This window comes from Mesorhizobium sp. B2-3-4, from assembly GCF_006442315.1.
Classification (GTDB): Bacteria; Pseudomonadota; Alphaproteobacteria; order Rhizobiales; family Rhizobiaceae; genus Mesorhizobium.
Map to the genome: position 1 here is coordinate 461,070 of NZ_VFVY01000002.1, position 23,224 is coordinate 484,293.

Below are 23,224 nucleotides of genomic sequence, written 5' to 3' on the forward strand. Positions count from 1 at the left end.
GATGCTGGAAAGGCCGAAATCCCCAGGTTTCAGCCGTTCCGGTCCTGCTCTGGGTAGCGACTTGTGCGGATTTCCGCACAGGCCTTGTTTGCCCTGGCGGAATTTCGCATTAGACTGGAGCCAGACCGTGCAGCGGAGGAGAGGGCCGACGACGCAACAGCGCACCGATAGCCAGTCCCCGGGCTTTGCCGGCCGCGACCAGCTGCGCGACGCGGTCGCGCGGCTGCGCGAAGGCCGTTGGCTGCTTCTGGCGATCGCATTCGCGGTGCTGGCCGGCGCGGTTGCCATTGCCGGGCGTATCGCCGCGGGCCAGGCAGCCGGCGACCTGCGCGACGGGGCATTGGCCGCCTTGCCGCTGGCGGCGGGAACCTTGACCGGCGAAATCGAAAAGCAGCGCCTCGTGCCGCTGGTGCTGGCGCGCGACGATGCGGTGCGCGACGCGCTGCGGCGTGCCGGAAAGGTCGAAGAGACGGCGCTCAATGCAAAACTCAAGGCCATAGCCGGCGATGCGTCGGCCTCGGCTATCTATGTTATCGATACGGCCGGCATCGCGATATCGGCCAGCAATGCCGGGCAGCCGGACAGCTTTGTCGGCATCGACTATAATTTTCGCCACTACTTCACCGATGCGATGGCGAAGGGCGCCGCCAGCCAGTATGGCCTCGGCACGATCAGCGGCAAGCCTGGCCTCTATCTCGCCAGCCGTGTCGATGACGGCACCACGCCACTCGGCGTCGCCGTGCTGAAGGTCGAACTCGGCGGTGTCGAAGCCAATTGGCGCTCGAGCGGCTTCCTGGTCTTTGTCACCGACGAACGCGGTGTGGTGCTGGCCACCAGCCGGCCCGAATGGCGCTTTCACGCGCTTGCGCCGCTCTCCGCGCAAGACACAGCCATGGCCCATGAACAACTCCAGTTGAGCGATGCCGCCTTCGAGCCGCTGCCGTTGCGGCGCGGCAATGGCGATGGCCTGGCGACGATCGACCAGGCTGGAAAATCGCGTCGTTTCGTCGAGGTGGTGCAGGACCTGCCCGGTGCCGTCCCCGGCTGGCGCCTGTGGCTGCTGACGCCCGCCGATGCCGCCCTGAGTTCCGCCGCCAACACGGCGCGGTTGACGACTTTGCTGGGGCTGCTGCTGACGGGATTGCTTGCCTATGTGCTTGTCAGGCGCCGGCGCACGCGTCGGGTGCGTCAGGAGGCGCTGGCGCGCATGAACACCGAGCTCGAGAGCCGGGTCAGCTCCAGGACGGCCGAATTGACGCGCTCGAACAGCGCTCTTGCCGGTGAAATCGCCGAGCGCGAAAACGCCGAGGCCAAGGTCCGTCGGCTGCGCGACGATCTTGCCCAGGCCAACCGGCTCTCCATCCTTGGCCAGATCGCCGCCGGCGTCGCGCATGAGATTAATCAGCCGGTTGCCGCCATCCGCACCTATGCCGAGAATGCCGGCCGCTTCCTCGAAGGCGGCAGGATCGAGCCGGCGAGCGGCAACCTGACCTCGATCGTCTCGATGACCGAACGCATCGGCGCCATCACCGGCACGCTGCGCAGCTTCGCTCGCCGGCCCGGCACTGCCGCCTCGCCCTTGCCGGTGCGCGAGGCGATCGATGGCGCGCTGTCGCTCCTGTCCGGCCGTATCCGCGATTCCGGCGTCACCATCGTCAAGCCGCGCGGCACCGCATCGCCACTGGTCATGGCGAGCCGCATCCGGCTGGAGCAGATCCTCGTCAACCTGTTGCAGAACGCGCTGGACGCCATGAAGGACCGGCCCGATCCCCGCATCGAGATCGACCTTGCCGAGCGCGGCGATCGGGTGCTGATCTCGGTGCGCGACAATGGTCCAGGTCTCGGGCCGGAAGCGGCCGGCAATCTGTTCATGCCGTTCCAGACCACCAAGGAGAAAGGGCTTGGCCTAGGGCTGGTGATCTCGCAGGAGATCGCCCAGGAATTGGGCGGCACGTTGCGGCTCGACCCCGGCATGGCCAAAGGCGCGTCCTTCACCATCGATTTGAGGCGAATTGAATGAACGAGGGATCAGGGTTGGTCGCGCTCGTCGATGACGATGCCGACCTTCTGCACGCCACCGCGCAATTGCTCGAACTTGCCGGCTTCACCGTGGTGGCGCGCGATGCCGCCGACGCCGCTCTTGCCGTCGTCGACAGGGACTTTGACGGCGTGGTGGTCAGCGACATCCGCATGCCCGGCATGAACGGCCTGCAGCTGTTCGACCGCATCAAGGCGATCGACCCCGATATACCCGTGATCCTGGTCACCGGCCATGGCGATGTCGATCTTGCCGTCGCTGCGCTCAAGGACGGCGTCTACGATTTCATCCCAAAGCCCTATGCCGGCGACCGCTTGGTCGAGACGCTGAAACGGGCAGCTGAGAAGCGGCGGCTGGTGATGGAGAACCGGCGCCTGAGAGAAGCCGCCGCACTTGCCGCCGACGGCATGCCGCTGATTGGCGAAGCGCCGGCCATAAGACGGCTCCGCGAGACCTTGCGCCAGATCGCCGACATGGATGTCGACGTACTGGTCGAAGGCGAGACCGGAACCGGCAAGGAAGTGGTGGCAGACCTCCTGCACAGATGGGGACGGCGCCGCGCAAAACCGTTCGTGGCGTTGAACTGCGGCGCGCTGCCGGAAACCGTCATCGAGAGCGAGTTGTTCGGCCATGAAGCCGGCGCCTTCACCGGCGCGCAGCGGCGGCGTATCGGCAGTGTCGAGCATTCCAGCGGCGGCACGCTGTTCCTCGACGAGATCGAATCCATGCCGCCGGCCCTGCAGGTCAAGCTGCTGCGGGTGCTGGAGACGCGCAGCCTGACGCCGCTCGGCTCAAACGAGACGAGGCGCCTCGACCTCAGGGTTGTCGCGGCGACCAAGGTCGATCTCGGTCGGCCCGACCAGCGCGGCGATTTCCGCGAGGACCTCTATTTCCGCCTCAATGTGGTGACGCTGCGCATCCCGCCGCTGCGCGAGCGGCGCGGCGACATCGCCATGCTGTTCGGGCATTTCCTGGGCAAGGCGGCGGAACGCTTTGGCCGGCCCATCGCCAGGGTCAACGCCGCTGTCAGCGACCATCTCCAGTCGCATGAATGGCCGGGCAATGTACGCGAGCTCGCGCACTTCGCAGATCGTGTCGCGCTTGGCCTCGGCCCCGAGGATGACGCCGGCGTGGTGCAGGCGCGGTCCCCGGAACCGGCCGCAGCGCTGCCCGAACGGGTCGGGCAATACGAGGCACAGCTTATCCGCGACGCGCTGCGCGACCATCGCGGCGACGTGCGTGGCGCCATCGACGCGCTCGGTGTGCCGCGCAAGACGTTCTACGACAAGCTCAAGCGCTACGGCATTGCCGCATCGGATTTTCGCAATGGCGGCGATCCGGACATGTTGCCGGGTCGCGGACAGATATAGAGGTTGCGCCGGGCAGGGCGCTTCGTAACGCTTTGCCCGCACATTTCGGAAAAGCCATGAACACGACATTCGAAACGACCGCCGATCCCATGCCGGAAGACCTCGCTTTTCTCAGCCGGCAACTGACGGCGTTCAACGACGCCGATGTCGGCGCATCCGAAAGGAAGGCGCTGGCGGTGTTCGTGCGCGACGAGGCCGGCGCGATGGTCGCCGGCATCTCTGGCTACACCGCCTGGGGTTGGCTTTACGTGCAATGGCTGTGGGTCGACGAGCGGCTGCGCGGCCGGCAAATGGCAGGACGCATGCTGGACGCTGCCGAGCAGGAAGCGGTGGCGCGCGGCTGCGGCAATGCCTGGATCGACACCTTCAGTCCGCTTGCCGCCAAAGTCTATCAGCGGCAGGGCTATCGGCCTTTTGGTAGCCTGGCCGATTTCCCCGTCGGCCGCAGCCGCATCTTCCTGCAGAAGAAACTGTCGTCCGCGTGATCAGCCGGCGAGCCTTCCGCCGCGCATGGGCTGCGGTGCGCCGGTCGTGCTCGGAAAGCTGATCGGCAGGCTGCGCAGCACGCGCACCGCGAGGAAGGCGAAGCACTCCGCCTCCACAGCGTCGCCGCTCCAGCCCAGGCTTTCGGCCAGCACCACCTCGACACCGGCGCGGCTGGCAAGCATTGCCATCATCGTCGGATTGTGGCGGCCGCCGCCGCTGACCACCAGTTTCTTCGGCCGGCTCGGCAGGAGATCGAGCGCTTTGCCGACGGCGCCGGCGGTGAAGGCGGTGAGCAGGGCAGCGCCATCCTCGGCGCCCAGCCCGTCGGCCATGGCGGCGCCGAAGTCGAAACGGTCGAGCGATTTCGGATAGGGCTTGGTCAGATAAGGATGTTGCAACAGCCTGGCGAGGCGCGCTTCGTCCACCTTGCCGGCGCGCCCAAGCGCGCCGTCGCGATCCATTTCGCCAAGCCCCTTCGATTTGATGAAGTCGTTGAGCGGCGCGTTGGCGGGGCCGGTGTCGAAGGCAACGACATTGTCGGCGCCGTCCCACCAGGTGACGTTGGCGACGCCGCCGAGATTGAGCACGGCCACCTCGCCGCTGGCGCCGGCGCTGCGCATCAGTGCGGTGTGATAGGCCGCGGCCAGCGGCGCGCCTTGCCCGCCCGCGCGCATGTCGGCCGAGCGGAAATCATAGGCGACCTTGGTGCCGAGAATCTCATGCATCAGCTCGCCGTCGCCGAGCTGCCGGGTCTGGCCGAGCCGCCCGACCTGCGGCGCGCGATGCAGCACCGTCTGGCCGTGGAAGCCGACGACGCCGATATCGGCCATCGTCATGCCGTAGCCTTCGACCAATTCCCTGACTGCCGCCGACTGCGCGCGCGTCAGCGCTTCCTCGGCCTTGCGGAAGATCGCCGGTTCGGGGCCGACGAAATTCCAGGCTCGCGCGGCCGTCAGCGTCTCTTCGAGCAGCGAGCGGATCGATGCGGGATAAGGCATCAGCCGATAGGTGCCGAAATCCTCTATCCGCTCGCCGTCGGTCTTGATCAGCGCGACATCGATGTTGCCGTCGAGCACGGTGCCGGTCATCAGGCCGACGGCCCAGATTGGTTCCATCATTGAGCTCCTAAAGTCCGTTGACGAGATCGCCGACCGCTTGCCGAAGCGGAACGATTCCGCTGTCGAAATGACGTGTCGGATGGATCCGGTTGGTGAGCAAGGTCCAAGCCTTGCCCTTGTCGAAGTCGATCCACAGGCCGGTGCCGGTAAAGCCGGTGTGGCCGATGGTTCCCGGGCTGCACAAGCTCCCGCCGGACCAGCCGTCATAGGGGCGTTCCCAGCCATGGGTGCGGGTGGCGGACAGGGGCGCACGCATCAGCGCGATCGAGCTTTCGGATGCGCCACTGCCGTCCAGCAGCCCTTGCGCGAAATCGAGCACCGATCCGGCCGTGCCGAACAGGCCGGCATGGCCGGCGCCTTGCAGCGCCGAGCAATTGTCGTCATGCACTTCGCCGCACAGAACGCGATGACGCCAGGTGCAATCCTCGGTCGCCGCGGCGACATCCGCCTCCGTCGCCCACGCGAAGCCGGGACCCGGATCCATATCGCGGATCGTCTTGCCCGACAGCCGTTCGAGCGCGAAGCCGAGCAGGATGAAGTTGATGTCGGAATAGACGGGGTCGCGTGCACGCCATTCGCGCTGCAGGATGAAGGCGCGCAGCAGGTCGGGGTCGCGTCCGTAAGTGTAAATCGGCTCGACGGCCGGGAAGGCTGTCTGGTGGCCAAGGCACTGGCGGAACGTCACCTTCCGCTCCCAGGCATTGGCGTCGTATTGGCGCAGGTCCGGCAGCAGCGAGATCAGCGGCCCGTCGAGATCGATGGTGCCGTCCTGCGCCAGCGCCAGGATACGCGGCGTGGTGAAGATCACCTTGGTCAGCGACGCCAGGTCGAACCAGGTGTTTTCCCGCATGGGTCTGACCTTGGGAACGAGTTGCGCGGAGCCGATGGCCCTGGTGATGCGGTGGCCGTTCCTGTCGACAATGCCGAGCACGCCGCCGGGAGTGCGCTTGGCGGCCACCGCCGTTGCCAGTGGCTGGAAGGCACGGTCGAAAACCTCGGCGAGGTCGATCAATGCCGGCCTCCTTCGGTGAGGCAGCGCCCTACGACGCTGCGGCAGGGCAGAGAGGGGCGCTGGCCCGTCGACCTCTCATATCCCGGCACCATCATGCCTCCACCCTCGCCATATGATCTCCGCCAAACCGCTCCCATCGCGCCGGCGTCGGCTCGAACCCTCGCGGCCTGACCAGTGAAGGCACCTGGCGCGTGTCGATTTCGAAATGCTCGTGCCGCCGGTCGATGGCCGGAACCGCTGATATCAGCTTCCTGGTGTAGGAATGCCTCGGCCGCGACAGCACCGAGGCCGCGTCGCCGATCTCGACGATCTGGCCGGCGTAGATGACGGCTATGCGATGCGCGATCCGCTCGACCACGGCCATGTCGTGCGAGATGAACAGATAGGCCAGCCCATATTCGCGCTGTAGGTTGACCAGCAACTCCAGCACTTTCGCCTGCACCGAGACGTCGAGCGCCGAGACCGCTTCGTCGAGAACGACGACGGACGGATTGAGCATCAGCGCGCGGGCAATGCACAGCCTCTGTCGTTGGCCGCCGGAGAATTCGTACGGATAGCGCTGGAGGCTGTTCATGGGCAGGCCGACGCGATCCAGCAGGCTCGCCATCCTGGCCCGTGTTGCGGTGTCCACGCGGCCGCCTGCTGCGATCACCGGTTCGGCCAGGATGCTTTCGATGGTCAGTCTCGGATTGAGCGAGGCATAAGGGTTCTGGAACACCATCTGCACGGGCCTGACATTGCGTTCGGCCGGGGCATTGCCGACCGAGAAACTGCCGCGCGTCGACCGCACCAGCCCGAGCACCGCCTTCGCGGTGGTGGATTTGCCCGATCCGCTCTCGCCGACGATGGCCAAAGTCTCGCCAGGCATGAGGTCGAAGTCGACGCCGTCGACAGCGTGCACTGCGCCGGTGGCGCGGCTGAAGAAATTGCTCTTGAGGGGAAACCGCACGACGAGGCCGTCGACCTTCAAGGCGGGTTGCCTGTTCTCGCTTTTCTCGCGCCGTCCGTCCGCGCGCGTCGCGCGGCCGCTGGCGAAATGCGGCACGTCCCGCAGCAGGTGCTGCGTGTAGGGATGCCGGGGGCTGTCGAGGATCTGGTTCAGTTCACCCTGTTCGACGGCTTGCCCGTTCTGCATCACCATCACCTTGTCGGCGATGCCGGCGACCAGGCCGATATCGTGGGTGATGAAGATGACGGACATGCCGGTCTCGCGCTTCAATTCGGCAAGCAGCGCCATGATCTGCGCCTGCACGGTAACGTCGAGCGCCGTCGTCGGCTCGTCGGCGATCAGCAGGCGCGGATTGCAGGCGAGCGCAATCGCGATCATCACCCGCTGCAGCATGCCGCCCGACAGCTGGTTGGGCGTGTATTTCAGCCGCCTTGCCGCATCGGGAATGCGCACCCGGTCGAGCGCGTCCCTGGCTGCCACCGTGGCCTGCCGGCCGGTCAGGCCGCGATGCAGCCGGAACGATTCCTCGATTTGCGTGCCGATGGTCAGCACCGGGTTGAGCGATGTCATCGGCTCCTGAAAGATCATGCCGATCTCGGCGCCGCGAATGCCGGTCAGTTGCGCCTCGCCGGCGCCGGCCAGGTCGAGGACGGTACCATTGGCGCGTTTCAGCCCGATGGCCCCGCCGGTGATGCGGCCGCCACCGAAATCGATGAGCCGGTTGATCGACAGCGCGGTGACGGATTTGCCGGAGCCGCTTTCGCCGACAATGGCCAGCGTCTCGCCGTCGGCGACATCGAAGCTGACGCCGCGCACCACTTCGTTGGCCCGGGGATCGCGGCCGAAGCCGACGCGCAGGTCCGAAACCGACAGGAGCGGGGTCATGCGAATGCCCTCCGCATCCTCGGGTCGAGAATGTCGCGCAGGGCGTCGCCCAGAAGGTTGAAGCCCAGAATGCTGATCATGATCGCCAGGCCCGGGAAGATCATCAGCCAGGGCGCTGTCTCCATCAGATTGCGGCTGTCGCTCAGCATCAGGCCGAGCGAGGCGGCGGGTGGCTGGGTGCCGAGCCCGAGGAAGCTCAGGCCGGCCTCGGTCAGCAGCGCCCAGGCCAGCGCCAGCGTCACCTGAACGGTCAATGGCGCCACCAGGTTGAGCAGCAGATGACGGGTGACGATGTAGGAGGAACTGCTGCCGAAGGTGCGCGCCGCGTCGACGAATTCGCGCGCCTTCAGCGACAAAGCGGGGCCGCGCACGACGCGGGTGAAGATAGGCGTGTAGACGATGCCGATGGCGACCACGCTGGTCCAGGTGCCGGGTCCGGCAACGGTGACGATGAGCAGCGCCAGCAGGATCGCCGGGAAGGCGAGCAACACATCCATGACGCGCATGACCACGCCGTCCCAGCGGCGTCCGAGCCAGGCGGCGGCAAGCCCCAGAACCGTGCCGGCAAGCGTGGCGAAGGCCACCGAGAAGAAGGCGACCGTGAAGGACTGGCCGATGCCGGCCATCAGCCGGCTGGCGACGTCGCGCCCGAACAGGTCGGTGCCCATCCAGTAGGTGGCGCTCGGCGCATGCAGCCGGTCGATGCGGTATTGCGTGATCGGATTGTGCGGCGTCAGCCCGAGCAGGCCGAGGACGGCGATGAGCAGATAGACGCACACGATGGCGCCGCCTATGCGGCCGCTGCCATGCCCGAAGATGGCGCGCAGGATACGCATCACTGCTCCCCCAGCCGGATGCGCGGATCAAGCGCGACATAGGCGAGGTCGACCAGGAGATTGACGATCATGAAGTTGAAGGCGATGAACAGCACGGCGCCCTGCACCAGCGCATAGTCGCGCTGCAGTATGGCGTCGAGCACCATGCGTCCGAGGCCGGGAAGCGCATAGATCTGCTCGACGATGACGGCGCCGCCCAGGAGGTAGCCGAATTCTATGCCGCTCAGCGTCACGACAGGGATCAGCGCATTGGGAAGCGCATGCCGCCAGATGACGCTGCGCGCCGAGGCGCCCTTGCTGCGCGCCGTGCGCACATAGTCGTCGCTGAGCACGTCGAGCATCGCCGAACGGGCTATGCGGGTGACGGAGGCGGCGAAAGCGAAGCCGAGCGTGATGGCCGGCAGGATCAACTGGCTGAGATTGCGCAGCGGATCCTGCCACAGTGGCGCGAATTCGCCCATCGCCGGCAGCACGCCGAAGCCCGCTGACAGCGTGTAGATGATCAGCAGGCCAAGCACGAAACTCGGTGTCGACTGGCCGATCATGGCAACGATGCGCACGCCGAGGTCCGAAGGCTTCTCATTGTGGGTGGCGGCATGGATGCCGGCCGGCATGCCGACGGCGAGGGCGATGATCATGGAAAGGAGTGCCAGTTCCAGCGTCAGCGGAAAGCGCTCGAGGATGACGTCGAGAACCGGCCTGCCATAGGTGACCGAGATGCCGAAATTGCCGTGCGCGATGCCGCCGATCCAGCGCCAGTACTGGATGAACCATGGCTGGTCGATGCCGAAATAGGCGGCGAGCGCATCCCGCTGCGCGGGCGTCAGCAGGCCGGCCTCGGTGCCAAGCATCGCCGTGATCGAATCGCCGGGCACCATCCGGATCGCCACGAAGACCAGGATGGAAACGCCAAGCAGGACGAGAGGAAATGTCGCCAGCCGTCGCAACAGATAGTTCACGCGCAGAAGACCTCTCGTCCTGTCGCCGAAGCTCGAACTCTTTGTTTTTAGGCAATTCCCTAGGGGAAACGCTGCGCGTTTCTCCCGGGAAAACCGTTTCACACTTTTCCTGCAATTGCTCTACTGGATCGTCACCTTGCTCAGGCTGAACAGCGTGCCGGTCGGCGTCGGCACGAAGCCGGCGATGTTCTTCTGCTGCGCCGTATAGCTGTAGGAGGTGTAGAGCCAGATCCAGGGCGAGACCTCGGCGAGGTGCTTCTCGAAATCGGCGAAGATCGCCTTGCGCTTTTCTGGATCGGTCTCGGCGCGACCCTGCTGCATCTGGCTGTCCAGCGTGTCGTCGATATAGTTGGCCACCTTCTGCAGATTGCCCGCCTTGGTCCAGTAGCGGTTGTACATGGTGTAGGGGTCGGCCCGGCCGCCATTGAGCGCGATCGCCATGTCGAAATCGCCCTTCAGCCAGGCATCGACATAGACGTTGAGCTCCATCATCTTGATGTCGAGCTTGACGCCGATTTCAGCCAGCTGCGACTGGATGACCTGGGCTTCCGCCGCCGCTGTCGGCGGTTCGCCGGTGGCGCCGATCACGGTCGCTGAAAAGCCGTCCGCGAAGCCGGCCTCGGCCATCAGTTTCTTGGCTTTTTCAACGTCGCGCTTGTAGCAGAAGAGCTGGCTTGGATCGGTCGCCAGCGCCGGAATGGTCAGCGGTCCGGTGACCTTGCCTTCGCCGAGCGAAGCCGTGTCCAGCACCTCCTGCCGGTCGATCGCGCAGGAGATCGCCTGGCGCACCTTGAGTTCGGTCATCGGCTTGCGCGACGGGTTGAGCTGCAGCACGTGATAGGCCAGGACGGGCACGCGGTTGAGCTGCAGGCTGGCCTCCTTCGGCACCAGCGTGGCGACGAGTGGATCGTTGAGCAGGGCGAAATCGATCTGCTTGGTGCGCATGGCGGCCAGGATCGCCGCCTCGTCCGGCAGCACGCTGATCTCGATGCCGTCGACACCGGTGGCGCCGCCGGCCCAGTCTTTGTTGGCGCTCAGGACTTCCTTGGCGTTGGGGTCCCATTTGTCGAGCTTGAACGGACCCGAACCCATCGCCTTGGTGCCGATCGAACCGGCCGTGATCTCTGCCGCAGGAACGATGGCGGCGTTGACGTCGCTCATCGCTGTCAGGATCGGCACGTCGGGCTGCGAGAGGTGGAACACGACGGTCGCCGCATCCGGCGTGTCGATGCCGGCGATGGACAGGAAATTGGCGCGGGCGGCAGCACCCGTCTTCTCGTCGAGAATGCGCTCGAACGACGCCTTGACGTCGGCGGACGTGACCGCCGTCCCGTCCTGGAATTTTGCTTTCGGATCGAGTTTGAAGCTCAGCTCCTTGCCGTCTTTCGAGAACGCCCAGGAGGTGGCGATGGCGGGAACGATCTGCAGGCTGGCGTCGACGCGAACCAGCGGCTCGTAGATCAACTCCAGAAGCCGCAGCGACGAGAACGCCGTCTGCTTGTGCGGGTCAAGGCCGGTGGCGTCCTGCGACCAGGCCATGTGCAATGTCGCCGCCTGCGTCGAAACGGTCGCGATGCCGAGGATCGCGGCAAGGGTAATGCCCGAAAGCAGCCTTCTTGTAAGATGAACCATTCTCGTCTCCCATTATTGAACTCGATGCCTTGCAGTTTCCGCGGGCCGCTTCCAAGGCACACATGCTTTGGAGTATCGGCCCAGTCTATGCGGCTTGACGCCGTCTTGTCTAAAGCGGCTTCAGGCCGCTTCGTCGCTGATTGCCTTTCGCAGGAATCCTCCGGCTTTGACCAGGGCGGCCCGCGCCACTTCGACATCGAGGCCGGTGATCGTCACCAGGATAGCCAGCTTGACGTCATTGCCGGTCCGCTCGAGCGACTGTCGTGCCTGTTGCGCGGTGCAGCCTGATATCTGCATGACGATCCTGGTAGCCCGGGCGACCAGCTTCCTGTTCGACGGATTGAGGTCGACCATCAGGTTCTGAAAACTCTTGCCGATGCGGATCATCGAGGCGGTGCTCAACATGTTGAGCACCAGCTTCTGCGCGGTTCCCGATTTCAGCCGGGTCGAGCCGGTGAGCACTTCGGGGCCGACGACCGGCGAGATGGCGATGTCGGCGATGCCGGCAATGGCCGATGCCGGGTTGCAGGACAGCGCCACCGTGGTGGCGCCGACCTGTTTTGCGTAATGCAAGCCACCGATGACGTAAGGCGTGCGTCCGCTGACCGCGATGCCGACCACCACGTCGTCAGGCCCAAGCCCGATCTCCTGCAAGGCCCTGGCACCCATTTTCGGGTCATCCTCGGCGCCTTCCGTCGAGCGCACCAGCGCATCGGACCCTCCGGCGATCAGGCCGACCACCATGCCCTCCGGCACGCCGAATGTCGGCGGACATTCCGAAGCGTCGAGCACGCCAAGCCGGCCGCTGGTGCCGGCGCCGATATAGACAAGCCGCGCGCCTTTCTGGAAGGCAAGCACGATGCGGTCGACCGCGGCGGCGATCTCCGGCAGCACCTTTTCGACAGCGGCCGGAACCAGCCTGTCCTCGTCATTGATCCTGCGCAGCACGTCGATCGTGGGTAACAGGTCGATGTCCATGGTCCTCGGATTCCGGCCCTCGGAAACCAGCCGATCCAACTCGGACATCAACCCTTGCTCGGTCATTCCCGTGCTTTCAACCCGCGACCATTCTTTGTTAACTTTTTAGAATTGGATATTCGAATGGTCAACAGAAAATTGGAATAAAATATTCCTCACCTATCCAGCCTTTTCTGAGCCGGAGACCTCTTGGCAAGAATGATCGCGCCGGACACCGCGTCGCCGTCAGCCGGCTTCAGGCGGCGGCGCACATCGGGCGAAAGCCAGGGCTCGAGCGGACTGGCGAGGCCGCCGAGCAAGGTCACGCGCGGTGCGCCTTTTTCGAACAGCACCCGCACCAGCGTGTCGATCTGTTCGGCGGCACTTTGCACGATGCGCCGCCCGACGGGGTCGCCCTGGTCGGCATGGCGCATCACCATGGGTGCCAGCGCCGCATAGTCCGTGGCGCTGGCGCGGTCCATCCAGGCGACCGCCTCCATCGGGTCGTCCTGGAAGCGCTGCATCACCTCACGCAACAGCGCTGTGCGCTCATGGCGGCCATCATGGGCGCGCAGCGCCAGTTGCACGGCCTTCAGGCCGAGATCGGCGCCGCTGCCCTCGTCGGAGATCGGAAAGCCATAGCCGCCGGCGCGCAGGTCGCGCCCCTCGACAAAGCCGAGGCCGATCGAGCCGGTGCCGGCAATGACGATGGCGCCGTCCTGGCCGGAATGCGCGCCGAGGCAGGCGCCCACGCCATCGCTGACGAAGGCGATGCCGGCGAAGGGATGCGCGATCGCCCGCAATGCCTCCTCGGCGCCCTTGCGCCCGATCCCGGCAAGGCCGATGCCGGCATGGGTGCGGACGGTTTCGGCCGGCCCGAACCCTGCTTCCTCGATCGCCGCGCCGAAAGCCTTCGCGATGGAGGCCCACGCCGCCTCGATGCCGAGCCGCGTCGTCGCCGGGCCGGACAGGCCCTGTCCCAGCACCATGCCTTGCGCGTCCTCGAGGCGCGCGCGGCAACCGGTGCCGCCGCCATCGACGCCGAGGAAGTAATGCGCCTCGGTATTCATGCGCTCAGCCGCTCGATGTCGGCGCCGCACAGGCGCAGCTTGCGGTCGAGTTGCTCATAGCCTCTGTCGAGATGGTAGACCCTGTTGATTGTCGTCTCGCCTTCGCTGACCAGCGCCGCCAGCACCAGCGACACCGAAGCGCGCAGGTCGGTGGCCATCACTTGCGCGCCGTGCAGCGTCTCGCCGCCGCGCACCAGCGCCATCGTGCCTTGCAGCTTGATGTTGGCGCCGAGCCGCATCAGTTCGGGCACATGCATGAAGCGGTTCTCGAAGATGGTTTCGCGCAGCAGCGAGGCGCCTTGCGCGCAGCACATCAGCGCCATGAACTGCGCCTGAAGGTCGGTCGGAAAGCCGGGATAGGGTTCCGTGGTGAGGTCGGCCGCCTTGAGCGGCCGGTCACGCGACACGATCAGCCCGCGATCGCCAGGCCAGACGCCGACACCGGTGGCTTCGAGCAGTTGCACCACCGAAGCCATGTGCTCGAGCCGGGCATGGGTGAGTTCAAGCAGGCCGCCGGTGATCGCGGCGGCGATGGCATAGGTGCCGGTCTCGATCCGGTCCGGGATGATCTCGTGGCTGGCCGGACGCCAGCTTGTGTCGCCGGCGATCAGGATGCGGTGCGTGCCGGCGCCCTCGATGCGCGCGCCCATCGCGTTGAGGCAAGCGGCGAGGTCGGCGACCTCCGGCTCGCGCGCGGCGTTGAGGATCTCGGTTTCGCCCTTCGCGGTGGTCGCCGCCATCATAGCGGTCTCCGTCGCCCCGACCGATGGTGAGGAGAGCACGATGCGGGTGCCGGTCAATCCACCCGGCGCCGAAGCGACGATCAGGCCGTTTTCGATGGCGATCCTGGCGCCGAGTGCGGCGAGTGCCGAGACATGCATGTCGACCGGCCGTGCGCCGATGGCGCAACCGCCCGGCAGCGAAACCCTGGCATGGCCGAAGCGGGCAAGCAGCGGTGCCAGCACCAGCACCGTTGCCCGCATCTTGCGCACCGTGTCGTAGGACGTCTCCTTGGAGACGGCGGCCCTGGTGTCGACGGTCGCGGCATGCGCCGAACGCACCACCTCGGCGCCGTGAAGCCGCACCACGCCGAGCATGTTCTCGACGTCGGTCACGTCAGGCAGGTTGGTCAGTTCGAGCGGGTAGGGGCTGAGCAAGGCGGCGGCAATCTGGGGCAATGCGGCATTCTTGGCGCCCGAGATCGTCACCGCGCCTTCCAGCCTGCGTCCGCCGACGATGCGCAATCTGTCCATTCTGATGGCTCCGTCCCGACACCCGCCCAAGGGTCGGCTCACGGTCGAGAATTAATTCTGCGTTCTTGGCTGTCAATCAAATTTGGAATATTTTATTCCTCAACCGTGGAATGCCGAACCGCTCGAGAGGGTCCATGTCCGTTCTGAAGAAGATCGCCGCGAAGCTCGACGGCATGGCGGCCGGCGATCGCGAGATCGGCCGCTACATCGTCGACCATCCCGATGAGATGCTGCGCCTGTCGACGGCGGCGCTGGCGGCCGAGATCGGGCGCAGCCAGTCGAGCGTGGTCAAGTTCAGCCAGAAGCTCGGCTATGCCAGCTACCAGGAGCTCAAGCTCGCCGTCAGCGAGGCGAGGTCGCGCGACTGGCAGATGCTGGCCGGCGTCATTCACGGCTCGATCGAGGTCGGCGACGGCTTTCCCGTCATCCTGAAAAAGCTGATCGGCTCCAAGCTCCTGTCGATGCAGCAGACCGTCGCCGCCAACAGCGACCGCATCCTCTCGCGGACGCTGGAGTTGCTCGACGGCGCGCGCCGTATCCATCTTGTCGGCGTCGGCGCCTCCTCGCTGGTGGCGCGCGATTTCTCCTACAAGCTGATGAAGCTCGGCCGCAACGTGCTGCATGACAGCGACAGCCACATCCAGATGGCCAATGCCTCGACGCTTGGGCCTGACGACGTGCTGTTTGCCCTGTCCTATTCCGGCACCAGCATCGAAACCTTGCGCATTGCCGAGCTTGCGGCCAAGCGCGGCACGATGGTGATCGCCGTCACCGGCCTGCACGACAATCCGCTGAGCCGGGTCGCCGACATCCGCCTTTACACCATCGCCGACGAGGAGCGTGCGCGCTCCTCCTCCATCACCGCGCGCGACGCGCAGCTGACGCTGACCGACCTGTTGTTCATCCTCCTGGTGCAGAGGCAGCCGGATGCCAACGACTACGTCCACAACAGCGAGGCCGCCGTCTCGGTGCTGAAGGCCGAGCGGCCGTCTTAGGAGCCTCAGACGCTTTCGAGATAGGTTTCGATCTCGAAGTCGCTGACGTTGAGGGCAAACGTGTTCAGTTCCTGGCGTTTGCAGGCAACGAAGGAGTCGCGCAGGATCGCCGGGAAAATCTCCGCGACATGAGATCCGCCTTCGAAGGCCGCGATCGCCGATGCCCAGTCCGGCGGCAGCTTGGCCGGGGTAGCGCCTTGCCCGTCATTGCCGGCCGGATCGCCCGGCGACATCTGCTTCTCGATGCCGATCAGGGCGGCGCCCAGTATGGCGGCAAGCACGAGGTAAGGGTTGGCGTCGGCTCCCGAAACACGGTGTTCGATGCGCCGCGCCGCGGTCGGCCCGCCGGGAATGCGGATCGCGACCATGCGGTTCTCATAACCCCAGGCGACCGCGGTCGGGGCGTAGGATCGCGGACGCAGCCTGCGGTAGGAATTGAAGTGCGGGGCGAACACCAGCGTGCTTTCGGCCATCGCCGCCAAGAGTCCGCCGACGGCGTGGCGCATGGTATCGGAGCCCTGGTCGGTGCCATCGTCGAACACGTTGCGGCCATCGGCGTCGACCAGGCTGAAATGGACGTGAAAACCATTGCCGGCGCGATCGCCATAGGGCTTGGCCATGAAGCAGGCGGCAAAGCCGTGCTTGCGCGCGATGCCCTTCACCGTGCGCTTGAACAGCACGGCATCGTCGGCGGCGCGCAAGGCATCGGCGACATGGTTCAGGTTGATCTCGAACTGGCCGACGCCGTTCTCGGCTATCGCCGTATCGACGGGGATGCCTTGCGCGCGGCAGGCTTCGTAGACGTCATGGATGAAGGATTCGAAATCGTCGATCTCGTCGATCGACAGCGCCGCGTCGGAATCCAGGCGCCGCCCGGTGACCGGCGACACCGGCCCGACCGGTCGCTGCGATTGCGGATCGACCAGATAGAATTCGAGTTCGGTGGCCGCGACCGGCGTCAGGCCGAGCATCCTGTAGCGATCGAGAATGCGGGCCAGCGCCCGCCGGGGATCGCCGAGATAGGGCGCGCCGTTTTCGTCGGCGAGCCAGAGCGGCACGAGCGCGGTCGGATGCGCCGTCCATTCCACCGGCAGAATGCCGCGTCCCGTCCATTGGCACAGGCCATCGGCATCGCCGGTCGAGAAGACCAGGCTGTTGCCCTCGATGTCCTCGCCCCAGACGTCGAGGCCGATCAGCGAATAGGGCATGCGCAGCTTGCCCTCCAGCGCCTTGCGCGCCTGCTCGACCGGGATGCGCTTTCCCCGCATGATGCCGTTGAGATCGCACACCGCCGCCCGCAGGCTCTGGATGTCGCTTCTGGTTTCGAGCCAGCTCAGAACGTCCGCGATTGCATCGCTCAATTTCTCTTACCTCTGGTTCCCTGCGGTGCCGCGCCTGAGGCGGCCACCCTGATCATGACAACAACGGCTGATGAGTTCATGAAAGTACCTCCGGCGCGTGCCAGGAGAGTTTCCTTCATTTTTTCAGATCACTAGCCGGGATGTCGGGAGGCATTTCAGGAACCAGTTGCGCGATTTGCGATCGCAACATAGCGACAAGCCACGGGAAAGCCAAGTGGCATCTGGCGACGGCCACAGGAGGCTCCTGCCTTAGTTCCTTGCTTCCGGAAACTTGACCTGCCGCAGGATGTGGGCGGCACCCTCGTCGATGTCGCGAACGATGGCCGCGCGTGCCCGCGCGCCGTCTTGTGCCTCGATCGCCGCGACGACTTCCTCGTGATAGTCGATGGCCAGGATGGAAGAGAGGTCGTCCTCGAATCCCATGGCGAGGTTTCTCAGGAAAGGGCCGACCTGCATCCAGACGGTCTCTATCAGGAAGATCATCTGCTCGTTGCCGCAACGGCGGTAGATCGAGAATTTGAAATCGTGGTTCTTCCTGAGATAGTCGCCGATGTCGCCCTTGCGGGCCGCCAGCGTCAAGTCGGCGCAATGGCGCCGTATCGTCCGCAGATTGTTGCCGTTGATCAATCCCGTCGCAAACTCGGTCGCCGAACCTTCCAGGATCGTGCGCACGGCGGTCAATTGTGAAAACCGCTCGGCGGAGATAACCGGCACCTCGACGCTGCCGTTCGGCATCGGGCTCAGCGCCCGCAATGCCTGCAGCCGCATGAAGGCGCTGCGCACCGGCATGTCGCTGGTACCGAGTTCGCCGGCGAGCTTGCGCGAGGTCAGCTTCTGGCCGGGCAGGAACTGGCCCGACATCAGGGCCCGCACGAGTTCCAGATAAACCTTCTCATGCAGGGGCACGGTGTCGACGGCGGTCAACCCGAAATGTGTTCTGTCGGCCATTGGCGGGCGCTACTTCATTCGTTCTGAAATTGGGGCCGGGCACGGCGGGAACGCCGAAGTCGCCGATTGATCGGCCATGATAGACGCTTCGATCGTAGCCCGGCAAGCCGACGCGCGAGTCCTCGAGCCAACTGATCAGGAAAAGCGTTGGCATCTATAAAATGCGGCGTGAATGCACTGGCTATGAGGAATAATGCTTTTCAGTTGCACAAAATGATGAAATGGTGTGTCGGTGAACGGGAGCGGATGAATGCGCAATGTCAGCGGCCACGGCAAGCGGCTGTCCTACTATGATTTCGGGCACACGACGGTTTATGCCTCTCGCTCCGACCAGCGCTTCCCCTATTGCGCCTATGTTCCCGACGATTATTCCGAGGATGGCGACAAGACCTACCCGCTGGCGGTGATCGTCCACGGCACCGAGCGCGGCATGCTCGCCTATCGCGACGCCTTTGCCGACTTTGCCGAACAGAACGGCGTCATCGTGCTGGCGCCGCTGTTTCCGGCCAACATCTGTTTTCCCGGTGATCTCTCTTCCTACAAGATGCTGCGCGAGGGTGATCTCCACTACGACGCCGTCATGCTCGACGTGATCGAGGAGATGCGCGAGCGCTACCGCATCCGGGGCGAGCGCGTGATGATGTACGGCTTCTCCGGCGGCGGCCATTTCACCCACCGCTTCCTGTTCCTGCATCCAGAGCGTCTGCTGGCAGCCTCGATCGGCGCGCCGGGTGTCGTCACTCTGCTCGACTTCGATCACGATTTCTGGGTCGGTGTGCGCGACTTCGAGAAAGTGTTCGGCAAGAAGGTCGATCTCGACGCCATGCGCAAGGTCGCCGTGCAGATGGTGATCGGCGGCGACGACACCGAGACCTGGGAAATCACCATCACCCCGAACGATCCCTGGTGGATGCCGGGCGCGGATCTGGCCGGCGCAAACCGCAACGACAGGATGCGTGCGCTCAAGGGCAGCCTGGAAAAGCACGGTGTCGCGGTGCAGCTCGATGTCGTGCCTGGCATCAAGCATGACGACCGCGAGCTCATCGGCAAGGTCAAGGACTTCTTCGCGCGGACATTGAGCGCCGCGCCCGCTTGAAAAAACTGCAGTCAACAATGCTGGAGATAAAAATGGGAACAGGTTCGGCAATGGGAAGACGACTTTTGGGAATGCTGGCCGCTGTCGCGATGATGGCCTGCGCGCTGCCGGCAATGGCGCAGGAGCAGCCGAAGACCGGCGGCACGCTCAAGGTCCGCATCAACTCGGACATTCGCGCCACCGACGGCCTCAATCGCGATGCCAACACCGACACGGTGCTGCACCAGATATTCGAGACCCTGGTCGGCTATCGCGCCGATCTCACCGTCGGCCCGGCGCTGGCCGAAGCCTGGAAGATTTCGGACGACGGCAAGACCTATACCTTCACGCTGCGCGACGGCGCCGTCTTCCACAATGGCGACGCCGTGACGTCGGCCGATGTCAAATGGAACTGGACCCGCCGCATGGATCCGGCCAACCAGTGGTTCTGCATTCCGCGCTTCGACGGCAGCGAGGGCCTCAAGGTCGAGGCGGTCGACACGCCCGATCCGCGCACCGTGGTCTTCAAGCTCAACGCGCCGAACGCGCTGTTCCTGGCGCAGCTTGCCAGCGTGCAGTGCAATGGCTGGGTGGCGAGCCCGAAGAATGTCGGCGCCGACGGCAAGTGGATCGCTGATTCCGCGATCGGGAGCGGTCCCTTCAAGCTCAAGGAATGGGTCAAGGGCCAGTATATCGATCTCCAGCGCTTCGATGCCTACAAGCCGCTGAAGGAAGCATCGAGCGCCATGGCCGGCAGCCGCCAGGCCTATGTCGACGACGTCCGCTTCATGATCATCCCCGATACGGCGGCGGCCGAGACCGCGCTGTTCGCCGGTGAGATCGACGTGCTGCCAGGGCTCGAATCGGCGCGCGTCGAGGAGGCGAAGTCGCGCGGCATGACCGTGCTGTCGATGCCTGGCCTGTCGTGGACGGCGATCCTGCTGCAGACCAAGGATCCGCTGCTGTCCAACGTCAAGATCCGCGAGGCGATGGCGCATGCGATCGACATCAACCAGATCGCCGCCGCCCGCACCAACGGCGTCGCCGCCGGCGATCCCTCGGCGGTTGCCCAGGCCAGCTCCTTCTTCGACAACGACTTCCTCAAATGGCCTGACTACGACCCCGCCAAGGCAAAGGCGCTGCTCGACGAGGCCGGCTACAAGGGCGAGCCGATCAAGATCCAGACCAACACCCGTTACCAGGGCATGTACGAGAATGCCGTGCTGATGCAGGCCATGCTGACGGCCGCGGGCTTCAATGCGCAGCTCGATGTGCTGGACTGGGCGGCACAGCTCGACAATTATCTGGCCGGCAAGTTCCAGGTCCAGTCCTTCGGCTATTCGGCCCGCCTCGACCCGTCGTTGATGTATGGCACCATCCTCGGCGACAAGGCCACCGACCCGACCGCGCAGTGGGACAGCAAGGATGCCATCGCGCTCTACACCAAGTCGATGGCCACCACCGATCCGGAGCAACGCAAGGCGCTGTTCAAGCAACTGCACGAGATGATGATCAAGGACGTGCCGATCCTCGGCCTCTACTACGAGCCGTCCATCGATGCGGTCTCCCCGAAGGTGAAGGGCTATTCCGTGTGGCCCGCCGAAAACACCCGGACATGGGGCGTCTGGAAAACCGAGTAGCAGGACGGCCCAACCCCTTATTGAAAATGGCCGGAGGCGTTTGCCTCCGGCCATTTTCATTTTTGAACCGCTCGCTCGCCGCCACCCGGACCGGTCACGAATCCGGGTCTTCTACTCGGCGCGGACCCTGCCAAGCTGCGTCGCCATCCATGCCTGCACCGGCTCCAGCATCGCACGCCCGTCATGGCCGGCCCCGGCGACGATGTCCTGGACGCAGGCCACGCCATGCGCCTCGAGGCTGGCGCGCAATGCCGCCATGCGCTCCAGGCGGTTGGCTTCGGCGAGGCGCTCGGCGCCGGGCATCCACCAGGAGTCCTGCGGTGTCAGGCGGATTTCCCAGGTCTCCTTGTCCTCGGCGCCGATCACCAGATGCACCGGAACCCGGCGGATCGCGGCGAGGTCGAGCGGCTTGCCGAAGATCTGCTCGAAGTTGCGCAGCCCGACCCAGAAATCATGCTCGACGTCGAGCAGGGTGACGATGCCCGGCGCGCCGATCGAAACACCCAGCAGGCGCTCCGGGTGCAGGTAGAGGAAACGGTGCGAGAAATGACCGCCGCCGGAAAAGCCGTGCATCAGGAAGCGGTCGCCACGCAGGCGGTAGCGCCCGGTCACTTCCGCGACCATGTCCAAAAGCACCCGATCATAGGCGATGCCGCCATCGCGCATCAGCTTGTAGCTGGAAAGCTCGCCCGGCGCCGTGACACCGGCGGGAAAGAGCGGCGCCAGCACGATTGCGCGCTGCCGGCGGCAGAAATCGGCGAAGGCTGAGCGATAGTGTTCGGCCCAGCGTGCCGTGCCGTGCACCAGCACGACCAGGTCGTACCGGTCTTGCCCGTCGATCTCATAGTCCTCCGGCACGAACAGGCAGTAGGAGAAGCGCTGGTCGGCACGGCTGGCGAAATAGGGCGTGGCGCCGCGGTCGTAATAGCCGAGCTTGCGGGGACTGCCCGAGACAGTTTTTGCCGTGGCGGTCATTGCGCCGCGGCCCGCCTCGCATCGGCACTCCCGGCGAAGCGGCGGTCGATCAGCATCGCCGCGTCGAGCAGGGAGCGTGTATAGGCATGCCGTGGATTGTCGAAGACCGCGTCGCGGTCGCCGATCTCCACGATCCGTCCGTCCTGCATGACGGCGACGCGGTCGGCAACCTGCTCCACTGCGCCGAGGTCGTGCGAGACGAACAGGCAGGCAAAGCCGTAACGCGCCTGCAGCGAGCGGATCAGCAGCAGGATCTGTTTCTGCACCGTCATGTCGAGCGCCGACACCGGTTCGTCGGCCACCACGAAGGCCGGCCGCCGGGCGATGGCGCGGGCGATGGCGACGCGTTGGCGCTGTCCCCCGGAGAGCTGGTGCGGAAAGCGCTGGAGGAGCTCGCGCGTCAGGCCGACCTCCTCGAAGATGTCCTCGACGCGTGCGGTCCGCTGCCTTCTGTCCATGCCGGCATCGAGCTTCAAGGGTTCGGCCACGATGTCGGCGATCCGCTGGCGCGGATCGAGCGAGGAATAGGGATCCTGGAAGACGATCTGCATGTCGCGGCGCAGCGCACGGGCATCCGCCCCGCCGTTGTTGGCGATCGTCTTGCCGAGAAACGAGATCGTCCCCGACGATGGTTTGATGAGGCCGACAATGGCGCGCCCGAGCGTCGTCTTGCCGGAGCCCGACGCTCCGACCAGGGCCAGCGTCTCGCCGCGCCGGATCGTCAGATCGACACCGTCGACGGCGCGCTTCGGCTCGGTGCGCGCGAACAGACGGCGGCGACCGGGATAATCGATGACGACATCACTGATTTCGACCAGCGGCTCGCCAGAGACGGTGCCCCTCGATCCACCGGCGCTGCGCTTTGGCAGCGCATCGACCAGCCGCCTGGTGTATTCGTGCCGAGGCGCGTGCAGCACTTCGGTGCTGTTGCCTTGCTCGACCGCCTTGCCTTCGCGCATCACCACGACATCTCGGACATAGTGCGAGACCATGCCAAGATCGTGGCTTATCAGCAGCACCGCCGTGCCGTTCTCGCGCGTCAGTTCCACCATCAGGTCGAGCACGTCGCGCTGCACCAGCGTGTCGAGCGCGGTTGTCGGCTCGTCGGCAATCAGCAGGCGCGGCTTCAAAAGCATGACGGAGGCGAGCATGATACGCTGCCGCATGCCGCCGGAGAATTCATGCGGGTAGGCGGCGAGGCATTTGCCGGGATCCTTGATGCGGATTCGTTCCAGCATCGCCAGCGACCGGTCTCTGATCTCGGCGCGCGCCATCCGGCGGTGCAAGCGCAGCCCTTCGGCCATCTGCTCGCCGATGGTGATGGCCGGATTGAGCGAGACCATCGGCTCCTGGAAAACCATGCCGATCTCGGCGCCGCGGATGGCCCGCAAGCCCTGCGGCGCAAGACGAGCGAGGTTCTGGCCATCGAAGAGGATGGCGCTGTCGGGCGTCGTCACCAGCGGCGGCGGCAGCAGCGCGAGGACGGAGCGGGCGGCCATCGTCTTGCCCGATCCGGACTCGCCGACCAGCGCAAGCATGTCGCCCGAGGCAAGGTCGAAGCTCAAGTCGTCGACGACGCGCTTGCCGGCAGGCCCGACCGAGATCGACAGGTTTCGCACCGAAAGCATCGTGTTCCTGTTTCCTGTCGCCACGGTCATGGTCCCG

Annotated in this window: 19 protein-coding genes; 6 read left to right on the top strand and 13 right to left on the bottom strand. The window is 65.3% G+C overall.

Annotated elements, in window-relative coordinates:
• The first annotated feature begins 127 nt into the window (after positions 1-127).
• Genes FJ967_RS05815 through FJ967_RS05825 form a run of 3 tightly spaced genes read left to right on the top strand, consistent with a single transcriptional unit; the run spans position 128 to position 3,893 of the window.
• Positions 128-2,020 carry a sensor histidine kinase gene (locus tag FJ967_RS05815; RefSeq protein WP_246675183.1) on the top strand — a complete coding sequence of 631 codons (1,893 nt, stop codon included), beginning with the start codon at positions 128-130 and terminating at the stop codon, positions 2,018-2,020.
• Positions 2,017-3,408, top strand: coding sequence for a sigma-54 dependent transcriptional regulator (locus tag FJ967_RS05820; protein ID WP_140730737.1), 1,392 nt, complete (start codon positions 2,017-2,019; stop codon positions 3,406-3,408). The genes FJ967_RS05815 and FJ967_RS05820 overlap by 4 nt, the downstream gene beginning before the upstream one ends.
• A 56-nt stretch (positions 3,409-3,464) precedes the next feature.
• The gene (locus FJ967_RS05825) at positions 3,465-3,893 is read left to right on the top strand and encodes a GNAT family N-acetyltransferase (protein WP_140730738.1); all 429 of its coding nucleotides are present in this window, start codon (positions 3,465-3,467) and stop codon (positions 3,891-3,893) included.
• Here FJ967_RS05825 and FJ967_RS05830 read toward each other — a convergent pair whose 3' ends face one another.
• The 9 genes from FJ967_RS05830 to murA all read right to left on the bottom strand — a co-directional run bounded on the left by FJ967_RS05830 (position 3,894) and on the right by murA (position 14,565).
• On the bottom strand, positions 3,894-5,009 hold the full coding sequence (locus FJ967_RS05830) for an anhydro-N-acetylmuramic acid kinase (RefSeq protein ID WP_140730739.1): 1,116 nt from the start codon (positions 5,007-5,009) through the stop codon (positions 3,894-3,896).
• 10 nt (positions 5,010-5,019) lie between these two features.
• The gene (locus FJ967_RS05835; RefSeq protein WP_140730740.1) at positions 5,020-6,024 is read right to left on the bottom strand and encodes a serine hydrolase; all 1,005 of its coding nucleotides are present in this window, start codon (positions 6,022-6,024) and stop codon (positions 5,020-5,022) included.
• Positions 6,025-6,115: 91 nt separating this feature from the next.
• Positions 6,116-7,858, bottom strand: coding sequence for an ABC transporter ATP-binding protein (locus FJ967_RS05840; RefSeq protein WP_140730741.1), 1,743 nt, complete (start codon positions 7,856-7,858; stop codon positions 6,116-6,118).
• Positions 7,855-8,694, bottom strand: a complete 840-nt coding sequence (locus FJ967_RS05845; RefSeq protein ID WP_140730742.1) for an ABC transporter permease — start codon at positions 8,692-8,694, stop codon at positions 7,855-7,857. The genes FJ967_RS05840 and FJ967_RS05845 overlap by 4 nt, the downstream gene beginning before the upstream one ends.
• Positions 8,694-9,653: an ABC transporter permease gene (locus FJ967_RS05850; protein WP_140730743.1), complete on the bottom strand. Its 960-nt coding sequence runs from the start codon at positions 9,651-9,653 to the stop codon at positions 8,694-8,696. The genes FJ967_RS05845 and FJ967_RS05850 overlap by 1 nt, the downstream gene beginning before the upstream one ends.
• Before the next feature lie 120 nt (positions 9,654-9,773).
• Positions 9,774-11,285, bottom strand: a complete 1,512-nt coding sequence (locus FJ967_RS05855) for an ABC transporter substrate-binding protein (protein ID WP_140730744.1) — start codon at positions 11,283-11,285, stop codon at positions 9,774-9,776.
• A gap of 120 nt (positions 11,286-11,405) precedes the next feature.
• Positions 11,406-12,329: an N-acetylmuramic acid 6-phosphate etherase gene (gene murQ / locus FJ967_RS05860; protein WP_140730745.1), complete on the bottom strand. Its 924-nt coding sequence runs from the start codon at positions 12,327-12,329 to the stop codon at positions 11,406-11,408.
• Between the two features lie 89 nt (positions 12,330-12,418).
• Positions 12,419-13,312 carry an N-acetylglucosamine kinase gene (locus FJ967_RS05865; RefSeq protein ID WP_140730746.1) on the bottom strand — a complete coding sequence of 298 codons (894 nt, stop codon included), beginning with the start codon at positions 13,310-13,312 and terminating at the stop codon, positions 12,419-12,421.
• Positions 13,309-14,565 carry a UDP-N-acetylglucosamine 1-carboxyvinyltransferase gene (gene murA / locus FJ967_RS05870; protein ID WP_140730747.1) on the bottom strand — a complete coding sequence of 419 codons (1,257 nt, stop codon included), beginning with the start codon at positions 14,563-14,565 and terminating at the stop codon, positions 13,309-13,311. The genes FJ967_RS05865 and murA overlap by 4 nt, the downstream gene beginning before the upstream one ends.
• Positions 14,566-14,699: 134 nt before the next feature.
• On the opposite strand from murA, the gene FJ967_RS05875 reads away from it, so the two are divergent.
• Positions 14,700-15,560: a MurR/RpiR family transcriptional regulator gene (locus tag FJ967_RS05875; protein ID WP_140730748.1), complete on the top strand. Its 861-nt coding sequence runs from the start codon at positions 14,700-14,702 to the stop codon at positions 15,558-15,560.
• A 5-nt stretch (positions 15,561-15,565) separates the two neighbouring features.
• Here the strand turns inward: FJ967_RS05875 and FJ967_RS05880 are convergent, their stop codons facing one another.
• Together FJ967_RS05880 and FJ967_RS05885 are read right to left on the bottom strand one after the other, a co-directional pair.
• Positions 15,566-16,921, bottom strand: a complete 1,356-nt coding sequence (locus FJ967_RS05880; RefSeq protein ID WP_140730749.1) for a glutamine synthetase family protein — start codon at positions 16,919-16,921, stop codon at positions 15,566-15,568.
• 249 nt (positions 16,922-17,170) lie between these two features.
• Positions 17,171-17,869, bottom strand: coding sequence for a GntR family transcriptional regulator (locus tag FJ967_RS05885; protein WP_140730750.1), 699 nt, complete (start codon positions 17,867-17,869; stop codon positions 17,171-17,173).
• Between the two features lie 250 nt (positions 17,870-18,119).
• On the opposite strand from FJ967_RS05885, the gene FJ967_RS05890 reads away from it, so the two are divergent.
• Both FJ967_RS05890 and FJ967_RS05895 read left to right on the top strand, forming a co-directional pair.
• Positions 18,120-18,965 (top strand): alpha/beta hydrolase, encoded by an 846-nt coding sequence (locus FJ967_RS05890; protein ID WP_140730751.1) that lies wholly within the window; start codon positions 18,120-18,122, stop codon positions 18,963-18,965.
• 71 nt (positions 18,966-19,036) lie between these two features.
• Positions 19,037-20,584, top strand: coding sequence for an ABC transporter substrate-binding protein (locus FJ967_RS05895; RefSeq protein ID WP_246675184.1), 1,548 nt, complete (start codon positions 19,037-19,039; stop codon positions 20,582-20,584).
• A gap of 111 nt (positions 20,585-20,695) precedes the next feature.
• Here the strand turns inward: FJ967_RS05895 and FJ967_RS05900 are convergent, their stop codons facing one another.
• Together FJ967_RS05900 and FJ967_RS05905 are read right to left on the bottom strand one after the other, a co-directional pair.
• Entirely contained in the window at positions 20,696-21,559 is an 864-nt protein-coding gene (locus FJ967_RS05900) for an alpha/beta hydrolase (RefSeq protein WP_140730753.1), read from the bottom strand.
• Positions 21,556-23,187 carry an ABC transporter ATP-binding protein gene (locus FJ967_RS05905; protein ID WP_246675185.1) on the bottom strand — a complete coding sequence of 544 codons (1,632 nt, stop codon included), beginning with the start codon at positions 23,185-23,187 and terminating at the stop codon, positions 21,556-21,558. The genes FJ967_RS05900 and FJ967_RS05905 overlap by 4 nt, the downstream gene beginning before the upstream one ends.
• Between the last annotated feature and the right edge of the window lie 37 nt (positions 23,188-23,224).

Bases quoted from the DNA above. Each gene is read 5' to 3' on its own strand.
- FJ967_RS05820 (WP_140730737.1), top strand. From the start codon at position 2,017: ATGAACGAGGGATCAGGGTTGGTCGCGCTCGTCGATGACGATGCCGAC.
- FJ967_RS05825 (WP_140730738.1), top strand. From the start codon at position 3,465: ATGAACACGACATTCGAAACGACCGCCGATCCCATGCCGGAAGACCTC.
- FJ967_RS05830 (WP_140730739.1), bottom strand. From the start codon at position 5,009: ATGGAACCAATCTGGGCCGTCGGCCTGATGACCGGCACCGTGCTCGAC.
- FJ967_RS05840 (WP_140730741.1), bottom strand. From the start codon at position 7,858: ATGACCCCGCTCCTGTCGGTTTCGGACCTGCGCGTCGGCTTCGGCCGC.
- FJ967_RS05845 (WP_140730742.1), bottom strand. From the start codon at position 8,694: ATGCGTATCCTGCGCGCCATCTTCGGGCATGGCAGCGGCCGCATAGGC.
- FJ967_RS05855 (WP_140730744.1), bottom strand. From the start codon at position 11,285: ATGGTTCATCTTACAAGAAGGCTGCTTTCGGGCATTACCCTTGCCGCG.
- murQ (WP_140730745.1), bottom strand. From the start codon at position 12,329: ATGACCGAGCAAGGGTTGATGTCCGAGTTGGATCGGCTGGTTTCCGAG.
- FJ967_RS05865 (WP_140730746.1), bottom strand. From the start codon at position 13,312: ATGAATACCGAGGCGCATTACTTCCTCGGCGTCGATGGCGGCGGCACC.
- murA (WP_140730747.1), bottom strand. From the start codon at position 14,565: ATGGACAGATTGCGCATCGTCGGCGGACGCAGGCTGGAAGGCGCGGTG.
- FJ967_RS05875 (WP_140730748.1), top strand. From the start codon at position 14,700: ATGTCCGTTCTGAAGAAGATCGCCGCGAAGCTCGACGGCATGGCGGCC.
- FJ967_RS05885 (WP_140730750.1), bottom strand. From the start codon at position 17,869: ATGGCCGACAGAACACATTTCGGGTTGACCGCCGTCGACACCGTGCCC.
- FJ967_RS05890 (WP_140730751.1), top strand. From the start codon at position 18,120: ATGCGCAATGTCAGCGGCCACGGCAAGCGGCTGTCCTACTATGATTTC.
- FJ967_RS05895 (WP_246675184.1), top strand. From the start codon at position 19,037: ATGCTGGCCGCTGTCGCGATGATGGCCTGCGCGCTGCCGGCAATGGCG.
- FJ967_RS05900 (WP_140730753.1), bottom strand. From the start codon at position 21,559: ATGACCGCCACGGCAAAAACTGTCTCGGGCAGTCCCCGCAAGCTCGGC.
- FJ967_RS05905 (WP_246675185.1), bottom strand. From the start codon at position 23,187: ATGCTTTCGGTGCGAAACCTGTCGATCTCGGTCGGGCCTGCCGGCAAG.